This window comes from Acinetobacter sp. FDAARGOS_494, from assembly GCF_003812225.1.
GTDB classification, from domain to species: domain Bacteria; phylum Pseudomonadota; class Gammaproteobacteria; order Pseudomonadales; family Moraxellaceae; genus Acinetobacter; species Acinetobacter baumannii.
Genome location: NZ_CP033866.1, coordinates 2,165,741 through 2,189,019 on the forward strand (window position 1 = coordinate 2,165,741; position 23,279 = coordinate 2,189,019).

Sequence of the window (23,279 nt, forward strand, 5' to 3'; positions counted from 1 at the left end):
CCCGCGAACATCGCGGGTTTTTTTATTGGGTTATTTCAATACACTTTGATATAGCTCAAGGGTTTGGTCACACATATCTTTTAAACTAAACATTGTCACAGGAGCGACTGTTTGCGGTTGTTCAATATGATTCTTTACTGTTTCTACTAAAGCTTTTTCATTTTCTGCTTCAACAAGACCTTGTGGGTATACATGAGATAAAATCTCGGCAACACCGCCACGGTTCCAGCCAATGACCGGCGTGCCTACCGAAAGGGCTTCTAATGCTGTTCTACCGAATGTTTCTGCTTGATTGGATAGAGAGAGCACTATATCGCTAAAAGCGAGCCATTCGCGTATATCTGAGCGATGTCCTACAAAGGTAATTTTATCTGCAAGTCCTTTGCTTTGAATGGTGTTTTGCAACTCACTTAAATAGGCTTGTTTTTTTACATCAGCCCCACCCACAACAACAGCATGCAGTTGAGGATATTGTTCACCTAGTTTTTGCATCAGTTCAATTAAACTTTCATGTCCTTTTAAACGAGTAATACGGCCAGGTAGGCAAAGTAAAAATTTATTCTCGAGTTCGGGAAAGTCGTTAAAAACTTGGTTAAACCACTGTGCTGAAGGTTGGTAGTTATGCGGAAAAGCAGCAGGGTCAATGCCTCGATAAATACGGACAATATCTTGTGGTGGACAGTTTTTATAATGGTCTGTGATGTATTTAACTACGCTGTCAGAAACAGCGATCACTTTTTCTGCCTGAGTCATGATCGCACTATAACGATTAACTGAATAGAAACCATGTACCGTGCTAATGAGGTGAGGGCGTTTATTCGCTGGTATTTTTCTTAAAGCGAAGTGGGTTAGCCACGCAGGTACGCGAGAGCGCACATGTACAATGTCTGGTTGGTGCTCTTCAATCAGCTGACGTAATGGACGGATTTGCCACAAGCTTGACAATGATTTTTTATGGATAGGCAGCGTTAAGTGTGTGGAACCTTCAGCTTCAAGTTGTGAGACCAAACGCCCGCCATTAGACACAACTAGAGACTGATGACCTTGTGCAACCAGTGCACGTGCAATTTCCAGTGTGCCGCGTTCTACGCCACCGCTATTAAGTTCTGGGAGAAGTTGCATCACTTTCATTGTTTTTTGCCTTATACGTTCATAAAAGATGGATCATCCATAGATACATCATCTCAAACTAAATCATTATCCAGAGTTTACTATCGTGATAGCGACATGGATGTCGCTGTTGCGTTGTGTTACAAGGATGTAACATCAGCGGAACAAAGGATTTTTGCTTACTTTTTATCCCTAAAAAGTAAGGTCTGCCTATCCGAAAGTATTTGAATATCACTTTAAATCGAGGCTGTGCCTATTACTAATCTAAAATTATTACAGCCTTATCTTAATAAATCTCTTCATATCCCTCAGGACGTGTCTTAAAACGACGGTGAAACCACATATATTGAGTTGGTGCGATACGAAGCTGGTTCTCAATAATCTTATTCACACGCGTTGCATCATCGACTTCATCTTCACTTGGCATATTGTCAACCGCAGGTTCAATTAGAATATGATATTTAGGATCTTGCACATCGCCATGACGATAAAAATATAAAGGAACAGCAACCGCCTTGGAAATTTTTAATAAACGACGGTGAGCGGTTACAGTGGCAGCTGGCACTCCAAAAAATGGTGCCATAATACCTTGTTTAAGCCCAAAGTCTTGATCGGGACTATACCAAATTGCATCACCCTCTTTAAGATGACGAATCAAACCACGCATGTCATCATGATCAATTTGTGCTTTATAAATTGTGCCGCGGCAACGATAAATTAGCATATCGAGGAGGGGATTGTTTTGAGGGCGATACACAACATCCGGCTCGAAATATTGGGCGCATACATAACCACCTGCATCGAGTAAAGTACTATGTGTACCAAGCAATAAAACACCTTTGCCTTGAGCTTGTGCATTGGTAATGTGTTCTAAGCCTTCAATAGTGACACGGTTTTTAAACCAGTAAGGCTTATACCATGCGTTTAAGGTCTCAAAAATACCAAGCATCATATCTACAAAAACTTGTTTTGCTTGTTGCTGTACTTTTTCAGGTGTCCATTCTGGAAAGCAAACCTCTAAATTACGAATTGTGGTTTTACGACGAGATTTTAAATATTTCCAAGCAAGGTTTGCCAATCCATGAGCTAAGCGCCATTGAATTGCCCACGGCAAAATAGCCAAAAGCATCAAGAAAGTAATCGCAATCCACACACCCCAATATTTAGGTAACAAAAAGGACCATTGAAACTCACCGGGCGTATAAGGCTGCTTTTGGCTCATAACGATATAAAGAATTTAAAAAATTAAAACTGCCAAAAGTGTATCACGAACTGAATTTATCGTCGTAATACACAGGAGTAAATTGAAGGTTTAGACGCGATAAAGAAAAATAAAGCGGGTTATCGACGGTGTTCTAGAAGAATACGAACCGCAAGACCGGCTAATACTGTTCCCATGACCCAGCGTTGAATGCTGGCCCAAAGTGGTTTTTTCTGTAGAAAAAGAGCAATGCTACCAGCAGAAAATACAATCAGCGCATTTACTGAAACGCTTACAAAAATTTGTATAGTCCCGAGTTGGATAGACTGCGCTAAAATACTGCCTTGTTGTGGGTGAATAAACTGAGGTAATAAAGATAAATACATAATCGCAATTTTAGGATTAAGTAAATTAGTCAAAAAGCCCATTAAAAATAACTTTAATGGTGAGTCAACCGCCAAATCTTTAATATTAAAAATAGGTGCGGCATTGGGACGTAAAGCTTTCCATGCTAACCAAAGTAAGTACATTGCACCGGCAATACGAATAGTGTCATATGCATAAGGTACTGCAACAACAAGTGCTGTAATCCCAAAAGATGCGCAGAGCATGTAAAATACAAAACCAACGGCAACGCCACCGAGAGAAATAAATCCTGCGATTTTGCCCTGACTAATGGAACGAGAGATAAGATAAATCATGTTTGGGCCAGGGGTGAGTACCATCGCCAGACAAATGAATCCAAATGCCAAAATTTGAGAGAGATCTAGCATGGAAATATCCTTAAATATTATTATACTGATAGGTATAACATAATTATTTTTATAAATCTTATTTGAAAAAATATCTTAAATTATATTTAAAAAAGCCCCCTAATCTAGGAGGCTTTTTAAATTAATCAGCAGGTAAAAAAATTAATTAATTCCCTTTACCCATTTGCTCAAGTTCATCCCAGCGCTCTAACTTTTCAAGGAGTAACTCTTCAATTTCTGCTAGACGCTGGCTTGCTTTGGTTGCTGCATCGGCATCCGTTACGAACCAGGAGCCGTCAGCAAGTTTGTCAGAAAGTTCAGCTTGCTCATTTTCTAACTTTTCAATTTCTGCCGGTAATTGCTCAAGTTCACGTTGATCTTTGTAGCTTAATTTGACCTTTTTTACGTTCGTTTGAGCTGCATTTTTTTCAGCTTCTGCTTTAGCCTGAGCTTTTTTTACATCGCCTTTTTGGTCAACGACTCTCTCATTTGGACGCTGAATTAAATAGTCCTGATAACCACCGATATATTCTGCAATACCGCCTTTGCCATCAAATACCCAAGTTGATGTCACAACGTTGTCCATAAAAGCACGGTCATGGCTAATTAGAAGCAAAGTACCTTTATATTCAGACAACATCTCCTCAAGTAGCTCAAGTGTGACCATATCTAAGTCATTCGTTGGCTCATCCATTACAATCAGGTTCGATGGCTTAAGCAACAGTTTTGCTAACAGGACACGATTACGCTCACCACCAGAAAGTGCTTTCACCGGTGTACGAGCTCGTTCCGGAGAGAATAGGAAGTCTTGTAAGTAACTGAGAATATGGCGACGTTGACCATTTACATCAACGAAATCTGAACCTTCAGAAACGTTTTCAGAAACCGACTTTTCAAGATCAAGCTGATTACGTAATTGGTCGAAGTAAGCAATTTCAAGCTGAGTTCCTGTTTTGACAACACCTTCGTGCTGAACTTCGCCTAAGATCGCTTTAATTAAAGTAGTCTTTCCTACGCCGTTATCACCGACCAAACCAATGCGGTCACCGCGCATAACAATGGCAGAGAAATCTCTAATGAGGGTTTGTCCATCGTAACTTACGCTTAAATGTTCAATATCAAATACAAGTTTGCCTGAGCGCTGTGCTTCTTGAACGCCCATATTGACTTTGCTTTGTTGGAAACGGCGGGCTTTTGACTCTTCTCGTAATGCTTTAAGGGCACGAACACGACCTTCATTACGTGTACGACGTGCTTTAATACCTTGACGAATCCATGCTTCTTCTTCGGCAAGTTTCTTTTCAAACAAGGCATTTTGTTTTTCTTCAGCTTCAAGCTGCTGAGCTTTTAGGTCAAGATAACGAGAATAGTTACCTTCATAGCTGCGTAATATGCCGCGATCCAATTCCACAATACGAGTTGCAAGGCGGTCTACAAAAGAACGGTCATGCGAAATAAAGAGTAAGGTTAAATTATTTTGATCAAGCAGGAATTTCTCAAGCCACTCAATACTTTCAACATCTAAGTGGTTAGTTGGCTCATCGAGTAATAACACATCTGGTTGAGTAAGTAGGGCGCGGGCAAGTAAAACACGACGTTTACGACCACCCGATAGGTCGGCTAGATCTGCATTCGGATCTAACTCCATTTTACCTAAAATCGTGTTGACCTTATTTTCTAATGCCCATCCATCAAGTTGGTCAAGTTTATGCTGTAAAGATCCCATACGATCGCAAGCTTCCATGTCACCAAGTACACAGGCATCACTTGCTTCATGATAGGCTTTAAGCACGGCAGCGGCTTCTCCTGCACCTTCTGCTACAATATCTGCAACTTTGCCCGATGACATTGGAACATCTTGGGCTAACATAGAAACAGTTAAACCATTTTGGACAGAAACTTCACCAGAATCCGGTAGTAGGCTTCCCTCAATGAGTTTAAGTAAAGTAGACTTACCTTCACCATTACGACCAATTAAACAGACTCGTTCGCCACGTTCTAGGTTGAAGTTCGCGCCATCGAGCAGGGCAGGTCCGCCAAAAGCAAGTTGGACATCCCTTAAAGTAATATAGGCCATAATGTTTTCCAAAATCTCAAATGAGGACTTAAATGACTAAACCACCATATCATGATGATCAAGCGTCATTTTCCGCACCCATTGAAGATTTGCAAGTGCGAATTGCATTTTTAGATGATTTAGTTGAGGAATTAAATCAGCAACTCGCGATTCAAACTTTAGAAATAGCTGATTTAAAAAAACAAATGCAATTACTTTATCAACGTGTGGAATCTGCAGATTTATCAGAAGGTGTTGCACCTTTTGATCCATTAACGAATAAACCACCGCATTACTAATTAAAATGGCAAGCGTTACGCTTGCCATTTATTTTCAAAAGTGCAACTTAAAATCCGTGTAAAACGATTTTCCCTTTGGTTGAACCACTTTCAATTTGCTCATGAACCCGTGTTAAGTTTTCAGCATTAATTGGGCTTAAAACCTGAGTCACAGTTGTTTTGATTTTACCTTCATCCACCAGTTTACTGACTTCATTTAGTAGCTCACTTTGTTTTTCCATATCTTCAGTCTGGAACATGGAGCGCGTAAACATAAATTCCCAGTGTACTGAGACAGACTTAGATTTAAACGGTTTAATATCTAACTGATCAGGGTCATCAATAAGTCCAAAATGACCTTGTGGAGCAATTAACTCTACAATATCTGATAAATGTTGATCTGTTTCAGTGGTTGAGAATACATATAAAGGTGCACTTAAACCTAATTGTTTAATTTGTGCAGCTAAAGGCTGACGGTGGTCTAATACATAGTCAGCACCTAGTTGTTCTACCCATTCTTTTGTTTCGGGGCGTGAAGCTGTAGCAATAATCGTGAGGTTAGTTAATTGCTTAAGAAGCTGAATGGTAATTGAACCTACCCCACCAGCTCCACCAATCACTAAAATAGTCGTATTAGTAGGCGCAGTCTTTGGAACTTGTAGACGATCAAATAACATTTCCCAAGCTGTGATTGCCGTTAAAGGGAGGGCCGCAGCCTCAGTCACTTCTAAAGTCTTTGGTTTATGCCCGACAATACGTTCATCAACTAATTGCAATTCACTATTACTGCCTTGGCGATTTAAAGCACCTGCATACCAAACCACATCACCAATTTTAAATTGAGTAACTTTATCGCCAATCGCTTCTACCGTGCCTACAGCATCCCATCCAAGTACTTTCCAACCAGATTGTTCAGCACTTACATTTTTACGTATTTTGGTATCGACTGGATTTACTGATACAGCTTGAACACGAACAAGTAAATCATGTCCTTTAGCTACTGGAGTGTCGATTTCAATATCTACGAGTGCCTCTGGGGATGTAATAGGCCCCGCTTTTTGATATGCCACAGCTTTCATAATCATCATTCCTCTTGTTGAGAGTTTGATCATAACGTAAGCTTAAAAATAGTGACTACAGACAAATAACGCTCATAGTGTCAAAAAGGATACTGTAAAATGGCAAAAGCTCGACATTCAAGTTTTGACTGCTCACCAGGTTGTTCAGTTGAGGCCGCAATCAGTTTGATTGATGGCAAATGGAAATGTGTCATTCTTTGGCATTTATTAAATGAAGGAACTTTACGATTTAATGAAATTCGTAAACGAGTTCCAAGCATTACACAAAGAATGCTGACCAATCAGCTTCGGGAATTAGAACAAGATGGCATTATTCATCGTGAGGTTTATCCTCAAGTGCCTCCTAAAGTGGAATATTGTCTAACTGATTTAGGGCGCGGGCTTGAGCAGATACTTCTTGCTTTAAAAACGTGGGGAGATGCGCATCTGGATCAGTTTGGTAAGTTAACTACTCTTGAAACTGAAAAGAGCGCCTAAATATTCTGCCTCGATTGTTAAAAATATCTATGAGGAAATGTTGTAGTTTTTAGCCTTGTCGGTTAATTGGACATTATTTTTATGATGTAACTTGCGTTTTCTGGTCAGCTTATGCAACTCTAATAAAAGAGATTAATAGGTTTTGCTATGGACAATATCGGAATTTGGGTTACCGTTATCATTGTTCTTTTCGTGCTAGGCTCCATTTTTGGTTTAAGAGTGAGTCCACGTGAAAAGGCGCTGGGAATTATGCGAGACAAAGCCCGCAAAATGGGGCTACATCCACGCGTAATTGCTGCACCTGAATGGACACATGTCCCGATGGCAACTGAAAAGCGTGCCAGCATGGTTGCTTACTATAGTGTATTGATCCCCGATGCTCGTTTACCGCTCATGCGTGCTCGCGTTATAGACGGAAAATTAAAAGTTGTGCAAGGCGATGAGAAATTTAATGATTCTCCCATTGCATTAAAAGGGATTTATGCTATTGATATGCAGGCAAACTGTGTAGGCCTTTATTGGGATGAGGAATCGGACCTGAAAGCTACGCAATTAGATGAGATGAAGGCTTATCTGTTGGCCTTGGCTGAAGCCTGATTTTTAAATTTATTGGTATAGGAATAACATTTTATATGGCGAATACCTCGCGCTCTGCATCTCAAAGCACAGCATCTTCTGCCTCTGCTGCACATAAACGTGCCTTAGTGATTGTGGAGTCGCCTGCCAAAGCGAAAACCATCAACAAATATTTAGGTTCGCAGTACATTGTTAAGTCTTCTGTAGGTCACGTACGTGACTTGCCAACAGGCGGCAGTAAAGCAACAGAGAAAAAGCCGGCTGCCCGGACCAAACTCACTGAGGCTGAAAAAGAACAAAAAGCGAATCAGGCTTTAATCAATCGTATGGGCGTCGATCCGGAACATGGATGGCAAGCGCATTACGAAGTTCTGCCTGGCAAAGAAAATGTTGTTGCTGAACTAAAGAAACTTGCTAAAGATGCAGATGCAATCTATCTCGCAACGGACTTGGATAGAGAAGGGGAAGCAATCGCTTGGCACTTACGCGAAGTGATTGGTGGTGACGATAGCCGTTATCATCGTGTGGTATTTAACGAAATTACCAAAAATGCCATTCAAGAAGCATTTAAACAGCCAACACGTCTCGACTTAAACCGTGTTAATGCACAACAAGCACGTCGTTTCTTGGACCGTGTAGTAGGCTTCATGGTTTCGCCATTATTATGGGAAAAGATTGCCCGTGGTTTATCGGCAGGTCGTGTACAGTCTGTAGCGGTAAAGCTTGTTGTTGAACGTGAACGTGAAATTCGTGCTTTTATTCCAGAAGAATATTGGCAAGTCTTTGCAGACACTAAAGCTAAAAAAGATGACATTCGTCTTGAGGCTGTTAAACAGGCGGGTAAAACACTTAAATTAAAAAATAAAGCTGAAACAGATGCCCTGTTAGATGTATTAAAAGGTGCTGAATATAAAGTTGCCCAGCGTGAAGATAAACCAACTAAGGTGAATCCAAGCGCCCCATACATCACGTCGACTTTGCAACAAGCTGCAAGTACACGTTTAGGTTTCTCTGTAAAGAAAACCATGATGTTGGCGCAGCGCTTGTATGAAGCTGGTTTCATTACTTATATGCGTACTGACTCAACGTTTTTGAGTGATGATGCTGTAAGTATGGTACGTGCGCATATTGAAAGCCAATATGGCGAAAAATATTTACCAGCTAAGCCAAATCGCTATGGTAATAAAGCAGGTGCTCAAGAAGCCCACGAAGCTATTCGTCCATCAAATGTTGCGCTGACTGGTGATCAACTTGCTGGTGTAGAGCGTGATGCTCAGCGTTTGTATGATTTAATTTGGCGTCAGTTCGTAGCTTGCCAAATGACTCCGGCAGAATATTTATCTTCAACTTTAACAGTTGAAGCTGGCAATGTTGAGTTAAAGGCAAAAGGCCGTACGCTTGTATTTGATGGCTTTACTAAAGTTCGTGGTGCCAACAAATCTGATGACGATATCATTTTACCTGCAATTAAAGTGGGTGAAATTTTAAAGCTAGAAAAGCTAGATCCAAGTCAGCATTTTACCAAACCACCAGCTCGTTTTACTGAAGCATCTTTAGTAAAAGAACTTGAAAAACGTGGTATTGGTCGTCCGTCGACTTATGCTGCCATTATTTCTACTATTCAAGAACGTGGTTACGTTAAGTTAGAAAATCGCCGTCTCTTTGCCGAGAAAATGGGTGAGATCGTAACGGATCGTCTTGATGAAAGTTTTAATAACCTGATGAACTATGCATTTACAGCAGACCTTGAAGGTCAGTTGGACCGTGTAGCAACGGGTGAGCGTAACTGGAAGGAATTGCTAGACACATTCTATGGTGATTTTAAAAAGCGTTTGACCAATGCTCAAGGTGAGCAGGGAATGCGTCGTAACCAGCCAGTTGAAGTACCAGCAGTACATTGCCCTGAATGTTCACGTCCAATGCAGATTCGTACGGGCACTACAGGCGTATTCTTAGGGTGTTCTGGCTATAACTTGCCGCCTAAGGAACGCTGTAAAGGGACCTTGAACTTAACGCCAGTTGAGTCTCTAGCAGCGTTATCTGATGACGATAGTGCTGAAACAGCAGACTTGATGTCAAAACATCGTTGTCCGAAATGTGGCACGGCAATGGACAGCTACGTCATTGATGGTGGCCGTAAGTTACATGTTTGTGGTAACAACCCGGATTGCGATGGCTATGAGCTTGAAGAAGGCGAGTTCAAGATCAAAGGTTATGATGGCCCAACCATTCCTTGTGATAAATGTGATGGTGAAATGCAGCTTAAGACTGGTCGCTTCGGCCCATATTTCGCTTGTACAAGCTGTGACAATACTCGTAAAGTCTTGAAAAATGGTCAACCTGCACCACCACGTGTAGAACCAATCAAGATGGAACACTTGCGTTCAACCAAGCATGATGATTATTTTGTGTTACGTGATGGCGCGGCTGGTCTGTTCTTGGCTGCAAGTAAGTTCCCGAAAATTCGTGAAACACGTGCACCAAAAGTTGCTGAGCTTCGTAGCGTAGCTGATCAACTTGATCCAAAATACCAGTTTATTTTACAAGCTCCAGATGTAGACCCTGAAGGTAACCCAACCATTGTGAAGTTTAGTCGTAAGAACCAATCACAATATGTGGGTTCTGAAACACCAGAAGGTAAACAAACCAAATGGAGCCTAATTTATCAAGACGGTAAATGGATTGAAGGCTAAATAAGATAGGTAAAAAATGCTAGCTCAGCTAGCATTTTTTACATCTACAACAATAAAAGAAAATTTTAATTTTTATGGGGAAAAAGAATGTGGAAAAACATTCGGATTTTATGTCTATTAATTGTTTTATTAATCGTTGCAGTTCAAGCGTGGCGTGACCAAAACCAAGACTGGAATCAGCCTATTGTGGTGGTATTACACCCAATAAATGCAGATGGCTTACAAACCACACAAACTTATATTCATCAGTTACAAAACACTGATTTCCAGGCGCTTAAAAGCTATTTAAGTGAATGGTCGCAACATTATCGGGGCCAATCAGCAAACTTTGAAATACGCTTGGGGCAACAGTTACAGCAGCGTCCGCCTGAGGTGCCACAAAATGCTGGTATTTTTCATGTGGTTTGGTGGAGTTTAAAGTTTCGTTTTTATGCATGGCGACAACAACAGCCTGAAGATAATGGAGCATCGCTCAAACTTTATTTAAATTATTACGATCCCAATTATCAAAAAGTTTTGGTGCATTCGACTGCTTTAGAAAAAGGCCGTATTGGTAGTGTTAATTTGTTTGCTACACGTGGGCAAGCATCACAAAATCAGGTTGTAATTGTTCATGAGCTATTACATGGCTTTGGGGCAAAAGATAAATATGATTTAAAAACAGGTCAGCCCATATATCCATTAGGATATGCACAACCTGAAAAAGTACCCCTTTATCCACAAAAGCGAGCAGAAATCATGGGTGGTCGAACACCATTATCTGAGCAGACCAGCAAAATGCCAAGTGATTTACAAGAAACCGTCATAGGTTTACCAACAGCCCAAGAAGTGGGGTGGCTGAAATAAAATTGTGGATAAATACTGTTTTATCCACATCAATTGTTAATAAACGATGCACATCTTATACAGACAATAAATGTGAAGTGCATCACTATAATGACATTATATAAACTTCCTAATACCTGATAATAAGAGTCGCCGTCATGAAAACTGTAGGTAATGATTTGGTTCGTAATCAGCTACATGCTGATCGTAAATGGTATCTAATATTAGGCTTTGTGCTCATTATTTTTGGTTTGGTGTTATTTAGCTCACTGCCATTTGCCACATTTTCGGTTGTTTTTCTGTTTGGTATTTTAATGATGGTGGGCGGTGTACTGCATTTAATTGCTGCCTTAAGTGTATTTAAAGGCGGTAGCCGATGGCTGTGGGCACTTTTTGGAGTGCTGTATTTAATGGCAGGCTATTATGCATTTTCTACGCCTGTTACTACGGCTGTGGTTTTAACAAGCTTATTATCAATTGCTCTGATTATTGCGGGTGTAATCCGCACTATAAATGCATTTTTACTAAGACCAATTGCAGGGTGGGGCTGGACCTTATTTTCAGGATTATTAACCCTCGCTACAGGTATTTTAATTTTAGTTTCTAAAGATTCTCCGTTTTGGGTGTTAGGAATGTTTTTGGCAGTAGATATTTTATTTCAGGGTATTAACTTTTTAGGACTCGCTTCTGCGATTAAGCATTTACCTTCTAGCTCAAAAACAGTTTCTTAAAATAAATAACGAACAAAAGGGCACTTAGGGTGCTCTTTTTTGTTTTTAGTGAGCGAAGGTCCATCTCATGGCATGGGTCTGTTAAACTAAGCCTTGGTGTTTTAGCGATATGTGTTATGAGTCTTGCAAAGTTAATTAATGAATTAAATGCTCAGCAAAAAAAAGCAGCGACGACTATGGCTCAAAACTGTCTGGTTTTGGCTGGAGCGGGTTGCGGCAAGACGAAAACTATTGTTGCTCGCGCAGCTTATTTAATTGATCAAGGTTTACCTGCAAATCAAATTCAGATTTTAACGTTCACCCGCCGTGCTGCGAGTGAAATTGTGGCAAGGGTTGAACAGCATGTTGGGGCACAAGCCAAAGGTCTTCGTGCATCCACTTTTCACACCTTTTGCATGTATTTATTGCGTCGTAATCCGCAAGCGTTTGGTTTAACCCAATTTAGTATTATTGATCGTGATGATCAGTTACTCATGTTTCGCTTATTGAGAGGCAAAGACAAAGATAATGTTTTGCCTAAAGCGGCAGAGCTATGTGATTTATATTCTTATGCCCGAAATACGCAATCTAAGCTTTCTGAAGCGTTACTCAAGCAATTACCTGAAGCATATGAATATAAATCACAAATTGCTGAGTTAATGAAAACCTATGAACAGCGTAAAAGAGAGCGTAATTTTTTAGACTATGATGACATTTTGTCGATCGTCGCTGTTCATTTACAAAACTCGGAAGCACTGACGAACTGGGTTGCTGGTTTCTGCCAAGCTTTGTTAGTTGATGAGATGCAAGATACCAACCCTTTACAGTGGGCACTTTTGCAGCCACTGATTGGTAAGGTGAAATTATTTTGTGTGGGAGATGACGCCCAGTCGATTTACGGTTTCCGTGGGGCCGATTTTGAAAACATTCATTCTTTTAAAGAACGTATTCCAGATGCAGTGATTCATACTTTAGATTTAAATTACCGGTCGACTCAAGAAATATTAGATTTATCAAATTGGTTACTCGCTCACAGTCCAATCGATTATCAAAAACAGTTACAGGCTCATCGTGGCAAAGGACAAAAGCCACAACTCCATTTGTTTGGTAATGAATTTGAAGAAGCCAACTGGATTGCACAAGACTTAATAGAGCGACACCAACAGGGTGCAAATTGGTACGACCATATGGTGTTAGTCCGCTCAGGCTATAGCGCACGCTATTTGGAAGGAGCATTTATTGCCGCTGAAATTCCGTATCGTTTTATTGGTGGCGTAAAGTTACTTGAATCAGCGCATGTAAAGGATGTGCTCAGTTTATTACGTATTGTGAGTAACCCACAGGATGACTTGGCTTGGATGCGCTTTTTAACCTTATGGGATGGTATTGGAGATGTGGGTGCCAGCAAGTTAGCGCAAGAGTTAATGAGCATTAGTGAGGTCGAAGAGCGTTGTGAGCGTTTGGAGCGTCATGGAAAAGTTCCTTTGCAGGCCATTTTGATTTTGAAACAGCTTGATGTGCTACAGCAGCATGTTGAGGCAAGCATTGGTCTAGCACTAGATGCATTAAGTGAACAGTTAGAGCAAAACTATAAAACTAAAGACTGGTCACGTCGTGCTAGGGATTTCGACCTAGTTAAACAACTTGCGCGTAAGCATGCATCTCTTGGTGAGTTTCTTGAAGAATATGTGCTTGAACCAATTTCAATTTCTGAAATTGAAAAAGCGGGTGATGATGATTTAGTGACCTTAATTACAATTCACTCCGCTAAAGGTGCAGAACAGAAAGTGTGTTATGTGCCACATGTCTCACCAAACCAATATCCCTATGCGCGTGCACAGGGCGATTTTGATGAAGTCGAAGAAGAGCGCAGAGTATTGTATGTTGCATTAACACGTGCGGAAAATGAATTGATTTTGACGAAGCAAAATCTCAATACATGGTCACAAGACACGTATGACGAACAAGGCCGCAAAATCGAAAGCTATTTTCTAAATGATTTACCTGCCCATTTGGTTCAGGCCAAAATTCATCGTCAGGTACCACAGCCATTTGCCAAAAAACAATGGAATACTTCACGAACAGTAAACTTAGGTTTTGGTATCGATCTTGACTAAATTACTGTATAAGACACTGTGAATACTCAAATGTATATTGGCCTTTCTTTTGATGGTCAATGAAGGTTGGAAAATGAAAATATTAGTTCGTAATTTAGATCGTTCAGTGACTGAAGCTGAAGTTTTAGAGCTGTTTAAAGCTTATGGTAAAGTTGAGTCTTGTGTCGTTGTAACCGATAAAGATACGGGTAAATCAAAGGGCTTTGGCTTTGTCGAAATGCCGAATCCGCGTGAAGCCATTAAAGCAATTAAAGGTCTAAATACACTTAAAGTAAAAGGTTACGGTATTCGGGTTAAGGCAGCTGAAGAGTAAGGCTTTTATGCAACAATTTTTAGCTCTTTCTGTGGTTGCTCCAAATGGAACACGTATAGCTCAGAGAATAAAAACACTTGAAGTTCGTTCATGGGTCCCTGCACAGCTGCCTCTTAAAGATCTATTCATTGTTGAGAACCAAAATTTTTTAAAGAATGATGGTGATGAGGGATAACGTAAAATTTATCAAGTCTCTCTGGATTTACCATAAATAACGTTGATTTTATCAATGGAGTCGTTAAGCTAAGAATAGCCATATAGATGGCAATTTTAGAACAGGAAAGTTTAGTTATGTCACGTGTTGCTCGTTATCATGCCGATCGTACCAATCAAAAACTCTATTTTGCACGCTTAGCGTGTCAACAAGCAGAGCAAACTGATCATGTACAGCAGGTACAAGCGTATCGTGAAGCAGCTGTATTTCATTTACATGGTGCGATGTTGGCATTTTTGCAAGAATTGGTACGTTATTACCGTTTAAATGACTTGCAACCGACATTAAAATCTATTGAAGAGCATATGGCGGCAAAAGGACAAGTTTCTCCGGAAGTTTCTGTTTTGCAGCAATTGGCAAAAGATGGCTTCGTTGCAGAATTAAAACGTGCTTACCGTATGTGCCAATATGCACCGGAACCAACTGAACCGACACCGGAAGAAGAAACTTCTTCTAATTTGATCATTAAAGTGACTCAGGGACCACAATCATGGTTACCTGATGTGAAAATTTTGCGTGAATGGCATAGAGAGTTAAGTCATTTAATTGATGGTTTTCGTAACGAAATGGTCGAGTTCTAAAATTAAACTATCTGAGCGCTTGAAATTTAATCCCAGTGCGCCTATATAAATAAGACGAGAGATGCAAAGTGCAAGGGTGCTTTGCCACCATGTTGAAACATGGAGGAAGTATATGTCTATACAGCAATTGAAAGAGTTATTTGGAAATCAAGAAGCAGTGTTGGAATTGGTCCAACTAGAAGGTGGTGAGCTCGCCTTGCGTAATGCTGGTTCTGAAAAAGAGCCCTTGGTTAAAATTCAGTTTAGTGATGAACTAAAAGCAATATTAGGTGAACAGACGCCTATAGTTGCACAACATATGATTCAAGCTGCTTTGTTTGGGCTGTTAGAAAAGCAGGTCAATGAATGGCAGGCTGAAGTTGTGGATGAGCAGCCTAAATTCTTAAGTTAAAAAAAGCGTACTCTTGAGTACGCTTTTTTTGTATGCATTAATGATGTGTGGACTGATGCGCAAGTTCGATTTGATTTAAAATATGATGGCTCATATTCTTAGCCATTTCTTCTTTCGCATAGAATACTTCACCAATGTGTTCGTCTCTAATCACTGCGGCTTCTTCTTTACTTTCTGCACAAATTAAAACCTGAATTTGAGGGTTCAATTGCTTCGCAATATCTACAATCCGATGAATATCTAAAATATCCATAGGTGAAATTACCAAGAGTCGTGCGTGCATGATATGTGCTTGAATTAAAACGCCAGGTTCGGTTGCTACACCACTTACAGCTGCAATATTTGCCTGACGTAGTTTTTCTACGATTTCACGATTCTCTTCTGCAATTACGACTTTAATATTTTGATTAATTAAATTTTCAGTAATACGTCGTCCAACGCCACCATACCCTACAATCACCACTTGATCGCGTAGATAAGATTGATCGACTTCATCGGGCAGCATGGCTAATGGGTCACCACTACGTTCAAGAAGTCGTGCTAAATGAGAGCGTTCACGAATCCAACGTTGTACCGGCTCAATTGCCGAGAAGATGAAAGAGTTCAGTGTAATTGAGAATAATGCGCCTGCTAAAATCAGGTTTTGAGCTTCTAAAGTTAATAGACCTAAAGAGACACCAAGGGTAGCCAAAATAAATGAAAACTCACCAATTTGAGCAAGGCTGGCCCCGACTGTTAAAGCAGTATTGATTGGATAACGGAAGAATAAAACCAAGGCCATTGCAGCAAGTGTTTTACCCACCATAATAATCGCGATAACAGCCAAGATATGTAGTGGACGTTCAATAAGGATATGTGGATCAAACAACATTCCTACTGAAACGAAAAATAAAATCGAGAAAATTTCACGTAATGGTAGCGTTTCTTCTTCTGCGCGATGGCTAAAATCTGATTCTTTAACGACCATTCCAGCAAAGAATGCCCCTAATGCCATTGAAACTCCAAAGATGGCATAAGAACCATAGGCAATCGATACAGCAGCAGCGACTACAGTAAGCGTAAATAGCTCTCTTGAACCTAAGCGAGCAACAAACTGCATAATAATAGGCACAACGCGCTTACCGACAATCAGCATAAAGGCGATAAAGCCAATAACCTTTAATAGGGTGATTCCAAGAGTTAGCCAGATGTTACCTTCTGCGCCTGCTGGAGCTTTTCCGCCGAGTAAAACAGCTGTAGCTGGAAGAAGTACTAAAACAAGTACCATGACTAAATCTTCAACTAACAGCCAGCCCACAGCAATTTTGCCGTTTACAGAATCTAGAAGGCCACGGTCTCCTAAAGCTTTTAATAATACAACTGTACTCGCACATGACAGGCTTAAGCCAAAAACGAGTGCGGAGCCAAAGCTCCAGCCCCATAACATTGAAACGCCAATACCCAGTAAAGTTGCAACAGCAATTTGTAAGATTGCACCTGGCAAGGCAATGCGGCGAACAAGTAAAAGATCATTTAAGGAAAAATGCATACCAACGCCAAACATGAGGAACATTACACCGAGTTCAGCAAGTTGGTTTGCAAGATGAATATCTGCTTCAACACCAGGAGTATTAGGACTAATAATAATTCCGGCAATGAGATAGCCAATAAGAGGGGGAAGTCGTAGTCGGGCGGCAATATAGCCAAAAAACAGGGCAACGCCGAAACCAACAGCAAGTAAAATAATTAAATCTACGTCATGCGGCACTAAAAACTCCTTTTACGTGAGTTAGGCTAAAGACAAGCATAAAAAATGCCAAGGCGGAATATGTGGAAAGTTTAACAAAAAGGCAGGTATAAAAAAAATGCAAAAAAAAACGACTTCATAAAGAAGTCGTTTTTTTCGAGGCTAAAATTATTTGATTTTAGCTTCTTTGAAAATCACGTGTTGACGGATTTTTGGATCAAATTTTTTGATTTCCATTTTTTCCGGCATAGTACGTTTGTTTTTAGTCGTGGTATAGAAGTAACCTGTACCAGCTGAAGAAACGAGGCGAATCTTATCACGCATTGCTCAGACTCCTTAGATCTTTTGACCTTGAGCACGAAGGTCTGCAACAACCTTTTCGATACCCAATTTGTCAATAATACGCATACCTTTAGTGGTTAAACGAAGACGTACAAAACGTTTTTCGCTTTCTAACCAGAAACGGTGGTGGTGCAGGTTCGGCTCGAACCGGCGCTTGGTTTTGTTGTTGGCGTGTGAGACGTTGTTACCAACGACTGGACGCTTGCCGGTAACTTGGCAAACCTTAGACATGGTGTAACTCCATTGATTTAGCCAACAGCAAATCTGTGGCCAGTCATACTAAATGTAAACGGATGAATTCATTCAAGGGGCGTTTTATACCAAAAATACGATTAAAAGACAAGCGAAATTGGTAAAAACGAGGCATGATCTAGTATAACAGATCATGCCTTGATCAGTTAACGCAACAAGGTTTTCGAAATGAAGCGATGAATCGGTTTATTGAACGGTGGAAGAATATATTTCAAGCTATAAAGTTTTGGATTTGACATGACCGAACGTTCATGCGAAAGCCCAAAAAAGCCCTCCGGTCCGTGATATTTACCCATACCTGACGCACCAATACCGCCAAAAGGTAAATCATCTTGTGCTACATGGGTAATCACCATGTTAATTCCGAAATGCCCTGAATGAGTATGCTGAGAGATATAATCGGCGCGTGCCTGATCATAGTCAAAATAATACATCGCCAAAGGACGTGGTCGACTATTAATAAATTCGATGACTTCTTCGATTTGGTCATATTCTAAAATTGGTAGAACAGGACCAAAAATTTCATTTTGCATAATATCCATTGCAGTTGTTACACCAGTAACCAGAGTCGGTGCAATTTTGCGGACATCATCTAAAATTTCATTTTGAGGATTAATTTCAATAATACGAGCACCCTGATCACGGGCATTTTCTAGATAGCCCTGAATACGGTTGTACTGCTTATCATTAATAATAGATGTGTAGTCTTGATTGTTACGGAAATGAGGATACATTCCAGCCACAATCAATTTAAAGTTTTCAATGAACTCGGCAGTTTTACCACGCGGCAAGAAAATATGGTCTGGCGCAACGCAAGTTTGGCCTGCATTCCATAATTTACCCACAGCAATACGCTGTGCGACATCTTTCATGTCTACGGAAGCATGTACAAGCGCAGGGGATTTACCACCCAACTCAAGAATGACTGGCACAAGGTTTTGAGCTGCAGCCGCCATGACTGTTTTACCAACAGAAGTCGAGCCTGTGAAAATCATTTTGTCAAAAGGCAGGTGACTAAACGCATCAGAGATCACACCACCGCCATTAACCACAGCAACCAATTCTTGTGGAAAAGCTTCAGAAAGAGCATTTTCAAGAACCTGTCCAAAATTTGGAGAAGCACTCGAAATTTTGATCATGGCATGGTTACCAGCCGCCAAAGCACAGATGAGTGGGCCAACGGAAAGTAGTAATGGATAGTTCCAAGGTGTAATAATGCCAATAACACCCATTGGTTGATATTGTACCCAACCTTTTGCTGGCTGATGTAATACACTGATATGGCGTTTTGATGGTTTCATCCATCCGGTCACGTTCTTACTGTAATACTTGATTTGTTCAAGACAGGTAAGTAACTCACCAATTTTGGTTTCCATAATGGCACGATTGCCATAATCAAGGTTAATTGCTTCGGCAATCTGATCTTGATATTTTACCAAGACTCTTTTAAGACGAGCTAAACGATCAATACGCTCTTTAGCAGTGGGTACCGGATGACGTAAGTAGGCAATCTTTTGCTGCTCAAGCAAATCATGTAAATGCTTAACATCATAAGGAACCTGAGTCTCTGGATTTGTTTTTGTTTGACTGTTCATCGGTACTTACCAAATATACTGATATACTTATTTTTTAGAGTAAATACTCTAAAGAGTCAAGTTGGTTTCTGTGTGCAAGTCTTAACCATATGAATTAACGAAGGTTATTAAAATGTCTCTACCTAAAGCTCTGAAGACAAAAGACCGGATTTTACAAATCAGTTTGCAGCTTTTTAATGAGCGTGGCGAACGGTCTGTCACTACCAATCATATTGCTGCAGAGTTGGGGATTAGTCCTGGAAACTTGTATTACCACTTTCGAAACAAGCATGAAATCATTAAGGAATTAATGCACCAATATCAGGTTGAGACTTTAGAAATGCTCTCTTTACCTGAGGACAGACCATTAACGACCAATGACAAAATTAATTATTTTCAGGTACTCAGTGGTCAGCTATGGAACTATCGTTTTATTCACCGTGATGTTTATCATTTAGTTGAAAGTAACGAAGACTTTAAAAAGATCTATCCTCGGTTTGCAGGGCAGGTCATGCAGCAAGGCCAAAGAATTTATCAGGCCTTTGTTGATGCCGGGCTTATGAAAATGACGCCATCGGAAATTGAAGCGCTCATTATTAACCTCTGGATTGTCTTAACCAACTGGACCAACTTTCTATATATGTCCGGACACATTAGTGACAATAACCACCTTGAAGAAAAATGGGTTTGGCAAGCTTTACGTCAAATGGTTTTTTTAGAAGGCCCTTATTTAATGGGGGAAAGCCGCGCGACTTATGAGCAATTATTGGAGTCGCTTGGACCTTCGGATCTTTTTGCCAGCTTATCGTCCCTAAAAGATGAATAGTTGTGCTTGTTTATTTAGAGCGCTAGAATACTCGGCTTATCAAAATTTTGTCTCAATTAAGTGATATTAACCAAATGAATATGACCACTGCCAATACAGCCCGTTTACTGATTACTTGTGAAGACAAGCCTGGGATCGTACAGGCTGTATCGAGCTTTTTGTACCATCAGGGTGCAAACATTACCGCGCTTGATCAGTATGCGACGGAAGCTCAAGGCGGACGTTATTTCATGCGTGTTGAATTTGAACTTGATCATTTACAGTCTCGTAAAGATGCTTTAATTCAGACTTTCGCAGCAAATGTAGCGGAACGTTATGGCATGCAATGGCGTCTTGCTTTTGTTAATGATATTAAAAAGGTTGGTATTTTAGTTTCTAAAGTTGACCATGCTTTGCTTGAGCTATTGTGGCGTCATGCACGTGGTTCTTTACCGTGTGAAATTACCCACGTAATTTCTAACCACGAAGATTTACGTGAAGCGGTTGAAAACTTTGGTATTCCATTTACAGTCATTAAAGTAACTAAAGACAATAAAGCAGAAGCTTATGCTCAAATTCATGAAATGATGCAAGGCAATGACTTGTTAGTTCTAGCGCGTTACATGCAGATTTTAAGTGAAGATTTCGTTTCTAAATGGGAAATGAAAATTATCAATATTCACCACTCATTCTTACCTGCTTTTGTGGGCGCAAACCCATACAAGCAAGCATATGAAAAAGGTGTAAAGTTGATTGGTGCAACAGCTCACTATGTGACTGCTGACTTAGACCAAGGCCCAATTATTGAGCAAGACGTTGAACGTGTGAGCCATGATTATAATGTTGAGCAGTTACGTGAGCTTGGCGAAGATGTTGAACGTAATGTATTAGCTCGTGCTGTTAAATGGCATTTAGAAGACCGAATTATTGTAGATGGCAATAAGACTGTTGTTTTCTAACAACTTATATTCCTTTAAAAGCATGCTTTTGAGCGTGCTTTTTTTATGGCTAAAATAAATTTAAAATGTTATAACATAACTAAAGTCTGTTGCTCTATAGAATACTTTTAATATCTAGCTACTTAATTATTTTTTAAGCTGAGCGCGATCTGATAAGTAAAAATAGGGAACTTACAAATTTTAGTGCGTTGTCTAAGCATGAGAAAACTAAGGTGATATCACTTTATCAAGTTAGACCTCGCGATAATGAGGAATGTTTTCATAAAAAAGTAGTTGCAAATGAAAACACTTCTCATTTATTATTGTGGCACTTTATTGTTCTATCCGATGTTTGAAATCGTTTCTATAAATTGAAAACCGAAATCATCATCCATTAGGTAATTAGATTCTTATGAGTCAATCTTCCGCAGCCTTAAACTCTCCCAATCCGATGAAAAAGAAAGTCATCACGGCACTAATTGCGGTTGCAATTGGTCATATCGGGGTCTTATGGGCAGTCAGCCACATTAAGCCTGCTGAACTAAAGCCAATTGAAAAGAAACCTTTACAAGTCCGCTTTGTAAAAATTCAAGAGCAACCAAAACCTTTACCACCAAAACCAAAAGAACCGCCTAAAAAGCCGGAACCTAAAAAAGAAGTGAAAGAGGTTAAAGTTGTCGAGAAACCTGTAACTCCACCTAAAAAAGTGGAAAAAATTCAGCAGGTCAAAAAGGCTGAAACACCTAAAGAAACAGTAAAAACAGAACCTAAAGTTGAACCGAAAATAGTAACGCCAACGACTACTGTGACTGAAAAAGTCGTTGAAAAGCCAAAGCCAGTGGTTCAAGAAGCACCTAAAGCTCAACCTGCTCCAGATCCATCGCCAAAACGCGTTTCAATTGGTGGTTCGGGTGTACAGTGGAGCCGCTCACCACGTTTGACTGTTTCACCAAAAGATTTACAGGGCGAAGCACGCTCGGTTGTTGTACTTATTGAAGCCGATGAGAAAGGCAAGATTACTAACGTGCGCGTAACCCGTAGCAGCGGTATTCCAAGTCTAGATGACAAGGTAGTCCGTGCTGTACGTAGTGCAAAATTTAAACCTTATATGGAAAACGGTGTTGCTTATCCAATTAAAGCAGAGCAACCGTTTGACTTAACCCCTTAAATGAATTTGAGTCCCAACGGCTAACCTTAATCAGGAGTTCGAATATGAACTTTTCAATCTATTGGCAACATGCAGATGCAGTGAGTAAAACCCTGTATTTCATCTTATTGGCAATGTCGATTGCTACCTGGACAGTTTTCATCTTACGTTTGATGGGGACTCGCCAACTAAAACAACAAGCTTATGCTCAACTCTCTCAGGCTATTACTTCGCTCAAAGCAAAGTTACAACCTTTGAGTTTTGAACAACGTAAAGCAGTTGCAGAGCAAGCATTATTGCGTCAGATTTCTGCTGAGAAAGCCAATGCTGATAAAGGTATTTCAGTTTTAGGAACAATTGCTTCAATTGCACCATTCGTTGGTTTGTTTGGTACAGTATGGGGTATTTTCCACGCGTTAGTTGCCGTTGGTAAGAGCGGACAGGCAGGTTTAGCTCAAGTGGCTACACCAGTAGGTGAAGCACTTATTATGACTGGTCTTGGTCTTGCAGTTGCGATTCCAGCGGTATTGGCTTATAACATCTGTGTACGTGCGAATCGTGGCCTTGCTCATGATTTACAAGATCAAGCACACAGTTTGTTAATCGACACCATGTTGCAGCAAGACTCAACTGTAAAGTCTGATGTTAAAACTGCACAGCAAAGTTATGTTGGAGGTCAAGCTTAATGGCTTTTCAATTGGGTGAAGACCACGATAGTGGCATGAATGAGATGAATCTCATTCCGCTAATCGACATTATGTTGGTGTTAATGATCATCTTTTTGGTCACAGCAACAGTTGCCAACCCATCGATTCCATTAACGCTTCCTAAAACAACTGCTGAAATTATTGATCCACCACCAAAAGCAATTACGATTAGTATCAATGCAAATGGTGAAGTGGCTTGGGATACTCAAGTAATTAGCCTTGATGAGCTTCAAAAACGTTTCCAAGAAGCAGGTCAAGGTGCGGTTAAACCGACAGTTCAACTTCGCGCTGATAAAGAGTCGAAGTACGATACTGTTGCTCAGGTAATGTCTCGCGCCAGTGAAGCCGGACTGAGCGATATTGCCTTTGTAAGTGAAAACTAAAATCTAGTTTCACGTAATAAAAAAGCAACCAA

General features: G+C 40.3%; 24 protein-coding genes and 1 pseudogene. 16 read left to right on the forward strand and 9 right to left on the reverse strand.

Features of this window, described 5'->3' with window-relative positions; genetic code table 11:
- Positions 1 to 30: 30 nt before the first annotated feature.
- The 4 genes from EG365_RS10470 to EG365_RS10485 form a co-directional block, all read right to left on the reverse strand.
- Complete coding sequence (locus EG365_RS10470) at positions 31 to 1,131, reverse strand: glycosyltransferase family 4 protein (protein ID WP_000867091.1); 1,101 nt, start codon at positions 1,129 to 1,131, stop codon at positions 31 to 33.
- A gap of 265 nt (positions 1,132 to 1,396) precedes the next feature.
- Entirely contained in the window at positions 1,397 to 2,332 is a 936-nt protein-coding gene (locus tag EG365_RS10475) for a lauroyl acyltransferase (RefSeq protein ID WP_000078878.1), read from the reverse strand.
- 119 nt (positions 2,333 to 2,451) lie between these two features.
- Positions 2,452 to 3,084 carry a LysE family translocator gene (locus EG365_RS10480; protein ID WP_000886284.1) on the reverse strand — a complete coding sequence of 211 codons (633 nt, stop codon included), beginning with the start codon at positions 3,082 to 3,084 and terminating at the stop codon, positions 2,452 to 2,454.
- Between the two features lie 145 nt (positions 3,085 to 3,229).
- Complete coding sequence (locus tag EG365_RS10485) at positions 3,230 to 5,140, reverse strand: ATP-binding cassette domain-containing protein (RefSeq protein ID WP_000323476.1); 1,911 nt, start codon at positions 5,138 to 5,140, stop codon at positions 3,230 to 3,232.
- A 32-nt stretch (positions 5,141 to 5,172) separates the two neighbouring features.
- Here EG365_RS10485 and EG365_RS10490 point away from each other — a divergent pair, with 32 nt between their 5' ends.
- A complete protein-coding gene (locus EG365_RS10490; RefSeq protein WP_000165735.1) occupies positions 5,173 to 5,418 on the forward strand; it encodes a SlyX family protein in 246 nt (81 codons plus the stop codon).
- A 47-nt stretch (positions 5,419 to 5,465) separates the two neighbouring features.
- Here EG365_RS10490 and EG365_RS10495 read toward each other — a convergent pair whose 3' ends face one another.
- On the reverse strand, positions 5,466 to 6,476 hold the full coding sequence (locus EG365_RS10495) for a zinc-binding alcohol dehydrogenase family protein (protein WP_000648652.1): 1,011 nt from the start codon (positions 6,474 to 6,476) through the stop codon (positions 5,466 to 5,468).
- 99 nt (positions 6,477 to 6,575) lie between these two features.
- Here EG365_RS10495 and EG365_RS10500 point away from each other — a divergent pair, with 99 nt between their 5' ends.
- The 10 genes and pseudogenes from EG365_RS10500 (at position 6,576) to EG365_RS10545 (ending at position 15,373) form a co-directional block, all read left to right on the forward strand.
- Positions 6,576 to 6,953: a winged helix-turn-helix transcriptional regulator gene (locus EG365_RS10500; RefSeq protein ID WP_001029768.1), complete on the forward strand. Its 378-nt coding sequence runs from the start codon at positions 6,576 to 6,578 to the stop codon at positions 6,951 to 6,953.
- A 147-nt stretch (positions 6,954 to 7,100) separates the two neighbouring features.
- Positions 7,101 to 7,550 (forward strand): hypothetical protein, encoded by a 450-nt coding sequence (locus EG365_RS10505; RefSeq protein ID WP_000368721.1) that lies wholly within the window; start codon positions 7,101 to 7,103, stop codon positions 7,548 to 7,550.
- Between the two features lie 35 nt (positions 7,551 to 7,585).
- Positions 7,586 to 10,222 carry a type I DNA topoisomerase gene (gene topA / locus EG365_RS10510; protein ID WP_000024261.1) on the forward strand — a complete coding sequence of 879 codons (2,637 nt, stop codon included), beginning with the start codon at positions 7,586 to 7,588 and terminating at the stop codon, positions 10,220 to 10,222.
- Between the two features lie 87 nt (positions 10,223 to 10,309).
- Complete coding sequence (locus EG365_RS10515; RefSeq protein WP_000265777.1) at positions 10,310 to 11,068, forward strand: hypothetical protein; 759 nt, start codon at positions 10,310 to 10,312, stop codon at positions 11,066 to 11,068.
- 137 nt (positions 11,069 to 11,205) lie between these two features.
- Positions 11,206 to 11,778: an HdeD family acid-resistance protein gene (locus EG365_RS10520; protein ID WP_000859452.1), complete on the forward strand. Its 573-nt coding sequence runs from the start codon at positions 11,206 to 11,208 to the stop codon at positions 11,776 to 11,778.
- A 116-nt stretch (positions 11,779 to 11,894) separates the two neighbouring features.
- Positions 11,895 to 13,874, forward strand: coding sequence for an ATP-dependent helicase (locus EG365_RS10525; RefSeq protein WP_000050352.1), 1,980 nt, complete (start codon positions 11,895 to 11,897; stop codon positions 13,872 to 13,874).
- A gap of 73 nt (positions 13,875 to 13,947) precedes the next feature.
- Complete coding sequence (locus EG365_RS10530) at positions 13,948 to 14,187, forward strand: RNA recognition motif domain-containing protein (RefSeq protein WP_000699342.1); 240 nt, start codon at positions 13,948 to 13,950, stop codon at positions 14,185 to 14,187.
- 7 nt (positions 14,188 to 14,194) lie between these two features.
- Positions 14,195 to 14,356: pseudogene (locus EG365_RS10535) on the forward strand (ASCH domain-containing protein); the annotation flags it as partial.
- Between the two features lie 122 nt (positions 14,357 to 14,478).
- Positions 14,479 to 14,982 (forward strand): DUF6586 family protein, encoded by a 504-nt coding sequence (locus tag EG365_RS10540; RefSeq protein WP_002027464.1) that lies wholly within the window; start codon positions 14,479 to 14,481, stop codon positions 14,980 to 14,982.
- Between the two features lie 112 nt (positions 14,983 to 15,094).
- Positions 15,095 to 15,373: a hypothetical protein gene (locus tag EG365_RS10545; protein WP_000027403.1), complete on the forward strand. Its 279-nt coding sequence runs from the start codon at positions 15,095 to 15,097 to the stop codon at positions 15,371 to 15,373.
- 37 nt (positions 15,374 to 15,410) lie between these two features.
- Here EG365_RS10545 and EG365_RS10550 read toward each other — a convergent pair whose 3' ends face one another.
- The 4 genes from EG365_RS10550 to EG365_RS10565 form a co-directional block, all read right to left on the reverse strand.
- Positions 15,411 to 17,120, reverse strand: a complete 1,710-nt coding sequence (locus EG365_RS10550) for a cation:proton antiporter (RefSeq protein ID WP_001119808.1) — start codon at positions 17,118 to 17,120, stop codon at positions 15,411 to 15,413.
- 147 nt (positions 17,121 to 17,267) lie between these two features.
- Positions 17,268 to 17,423, reverse strand: coding sequence for a 50S ribosomal protein L33 (rpmG, locus tag EG365_RS10555; protein ID WP_001205031.1), 156 nt, complete (start codon positions 17,421 to 17,423; stop codon positions 17,268 to 17,270).
- A gap of 12 nt (positions 17,424 to 17,435) precedes the next feature.
- Positions 17,436 to 17,672: a 50S ribosomal protein L28 gene (rpmB, locus tag EG365_RS10560; RefSeq protein ID WP_000048256.1), complete on the reverse strand. Its 237-nt coding sequence runs from the start codon at positions 17,670 to 17,672 to the stop codon at positions 17,436 to 17,438.
- Between the two features lie 167 nt (positions 17,673 to 17,839).
- On the reverse strand, positions 17,840 to 19,288 hold the full coding sequence (locus EG365_RS10565; protein WP_001088257.1) for a coniferyl aldehyde dehydrogenase: 1,449 nt from the start codon (positions 19,286 to 19,288) through the stop codon (positions 17,840 to 17,842).
- Between the two features lie 112 nt (positions 19,289 to 19,400).
- Between EG365_RS10565 and EG365_RS10570 the strand changes: the two genes are divergently transcribed.
- The 5 genes from EG365_RS10570 to EG365_RS10590 all read left to right on the forward strand — a co-directional run bounded on the left by EG365_RS10570 (position 19,401) and on the right by EG365_RS10590 (position 23,247).
- Entirely contained in the window at positions 19,401 to 20,093 is a 693-nt protein-coding gene (locus EG365_RS10570) for a TetR/AcrR family transcriptional regulator (RefSeq protein ID WP_000056618.1), read from the forward strand.
- A gap of 74 nt (positions 20,094 to 20,167) precedes the next feature.
- Positions 20,168 to 21,031 carry a formyltetrahydrofolate deformylase gene (purU, locus tag EG365_RS10575; RefSeq protein WP_001057506.1) on the forward strand — a complete coding sequence of 288 codons (864 nt, stop codon included), beginning with the start codon at positions 20,168 to 20,170 and terminating at the stop codon, positions 21,029 to 21,031.
- Positions 21,032 to 21,422: 391 nt separating this feature from the next.
- On the forward strand, positions 21,423 to 22,178 hold the full coding sequence (locus tag EG365_RS10580; RefSeq protein ID WP_000083586.1) for an energy transducer TonB: 756 nt from the start codon (positions 21,423 to 21,425) through the stop codon (positions 22,176 to 22,178).
- 44 nt (positions 22,179 to 22,222) lie between these two features.
- Positions 22,223 to 22,843: a MotA/TolQ/ExbB proton channel family protein gene (locus EG365_RS10585; RefSeq protein WP_001011664.1), complete on the forward strand. Its 621-nt coding sequence runs from the start codon at positions 22,223 to 22,225 to the stop codon at positions 22,841 to 22,843.
- Positions 22,843 to 23,247 (forward strand): ExbD/TolR family protein, encoded by a 405-nt coding sequence (locus tag EG365_RS10590; RefSeq protein WP_000885431.1) that lies wholly within the window; start codon positions 22,843 to 22,845, stop codon positions 23,245 to 23,247. Before EG365_RS10585 ends, EG365_RS10590 begins: the two co-directional genes overlap by 1 nt.
- Positions 23,248 to 23,279 lie beyond the last annotated feature (32 nt).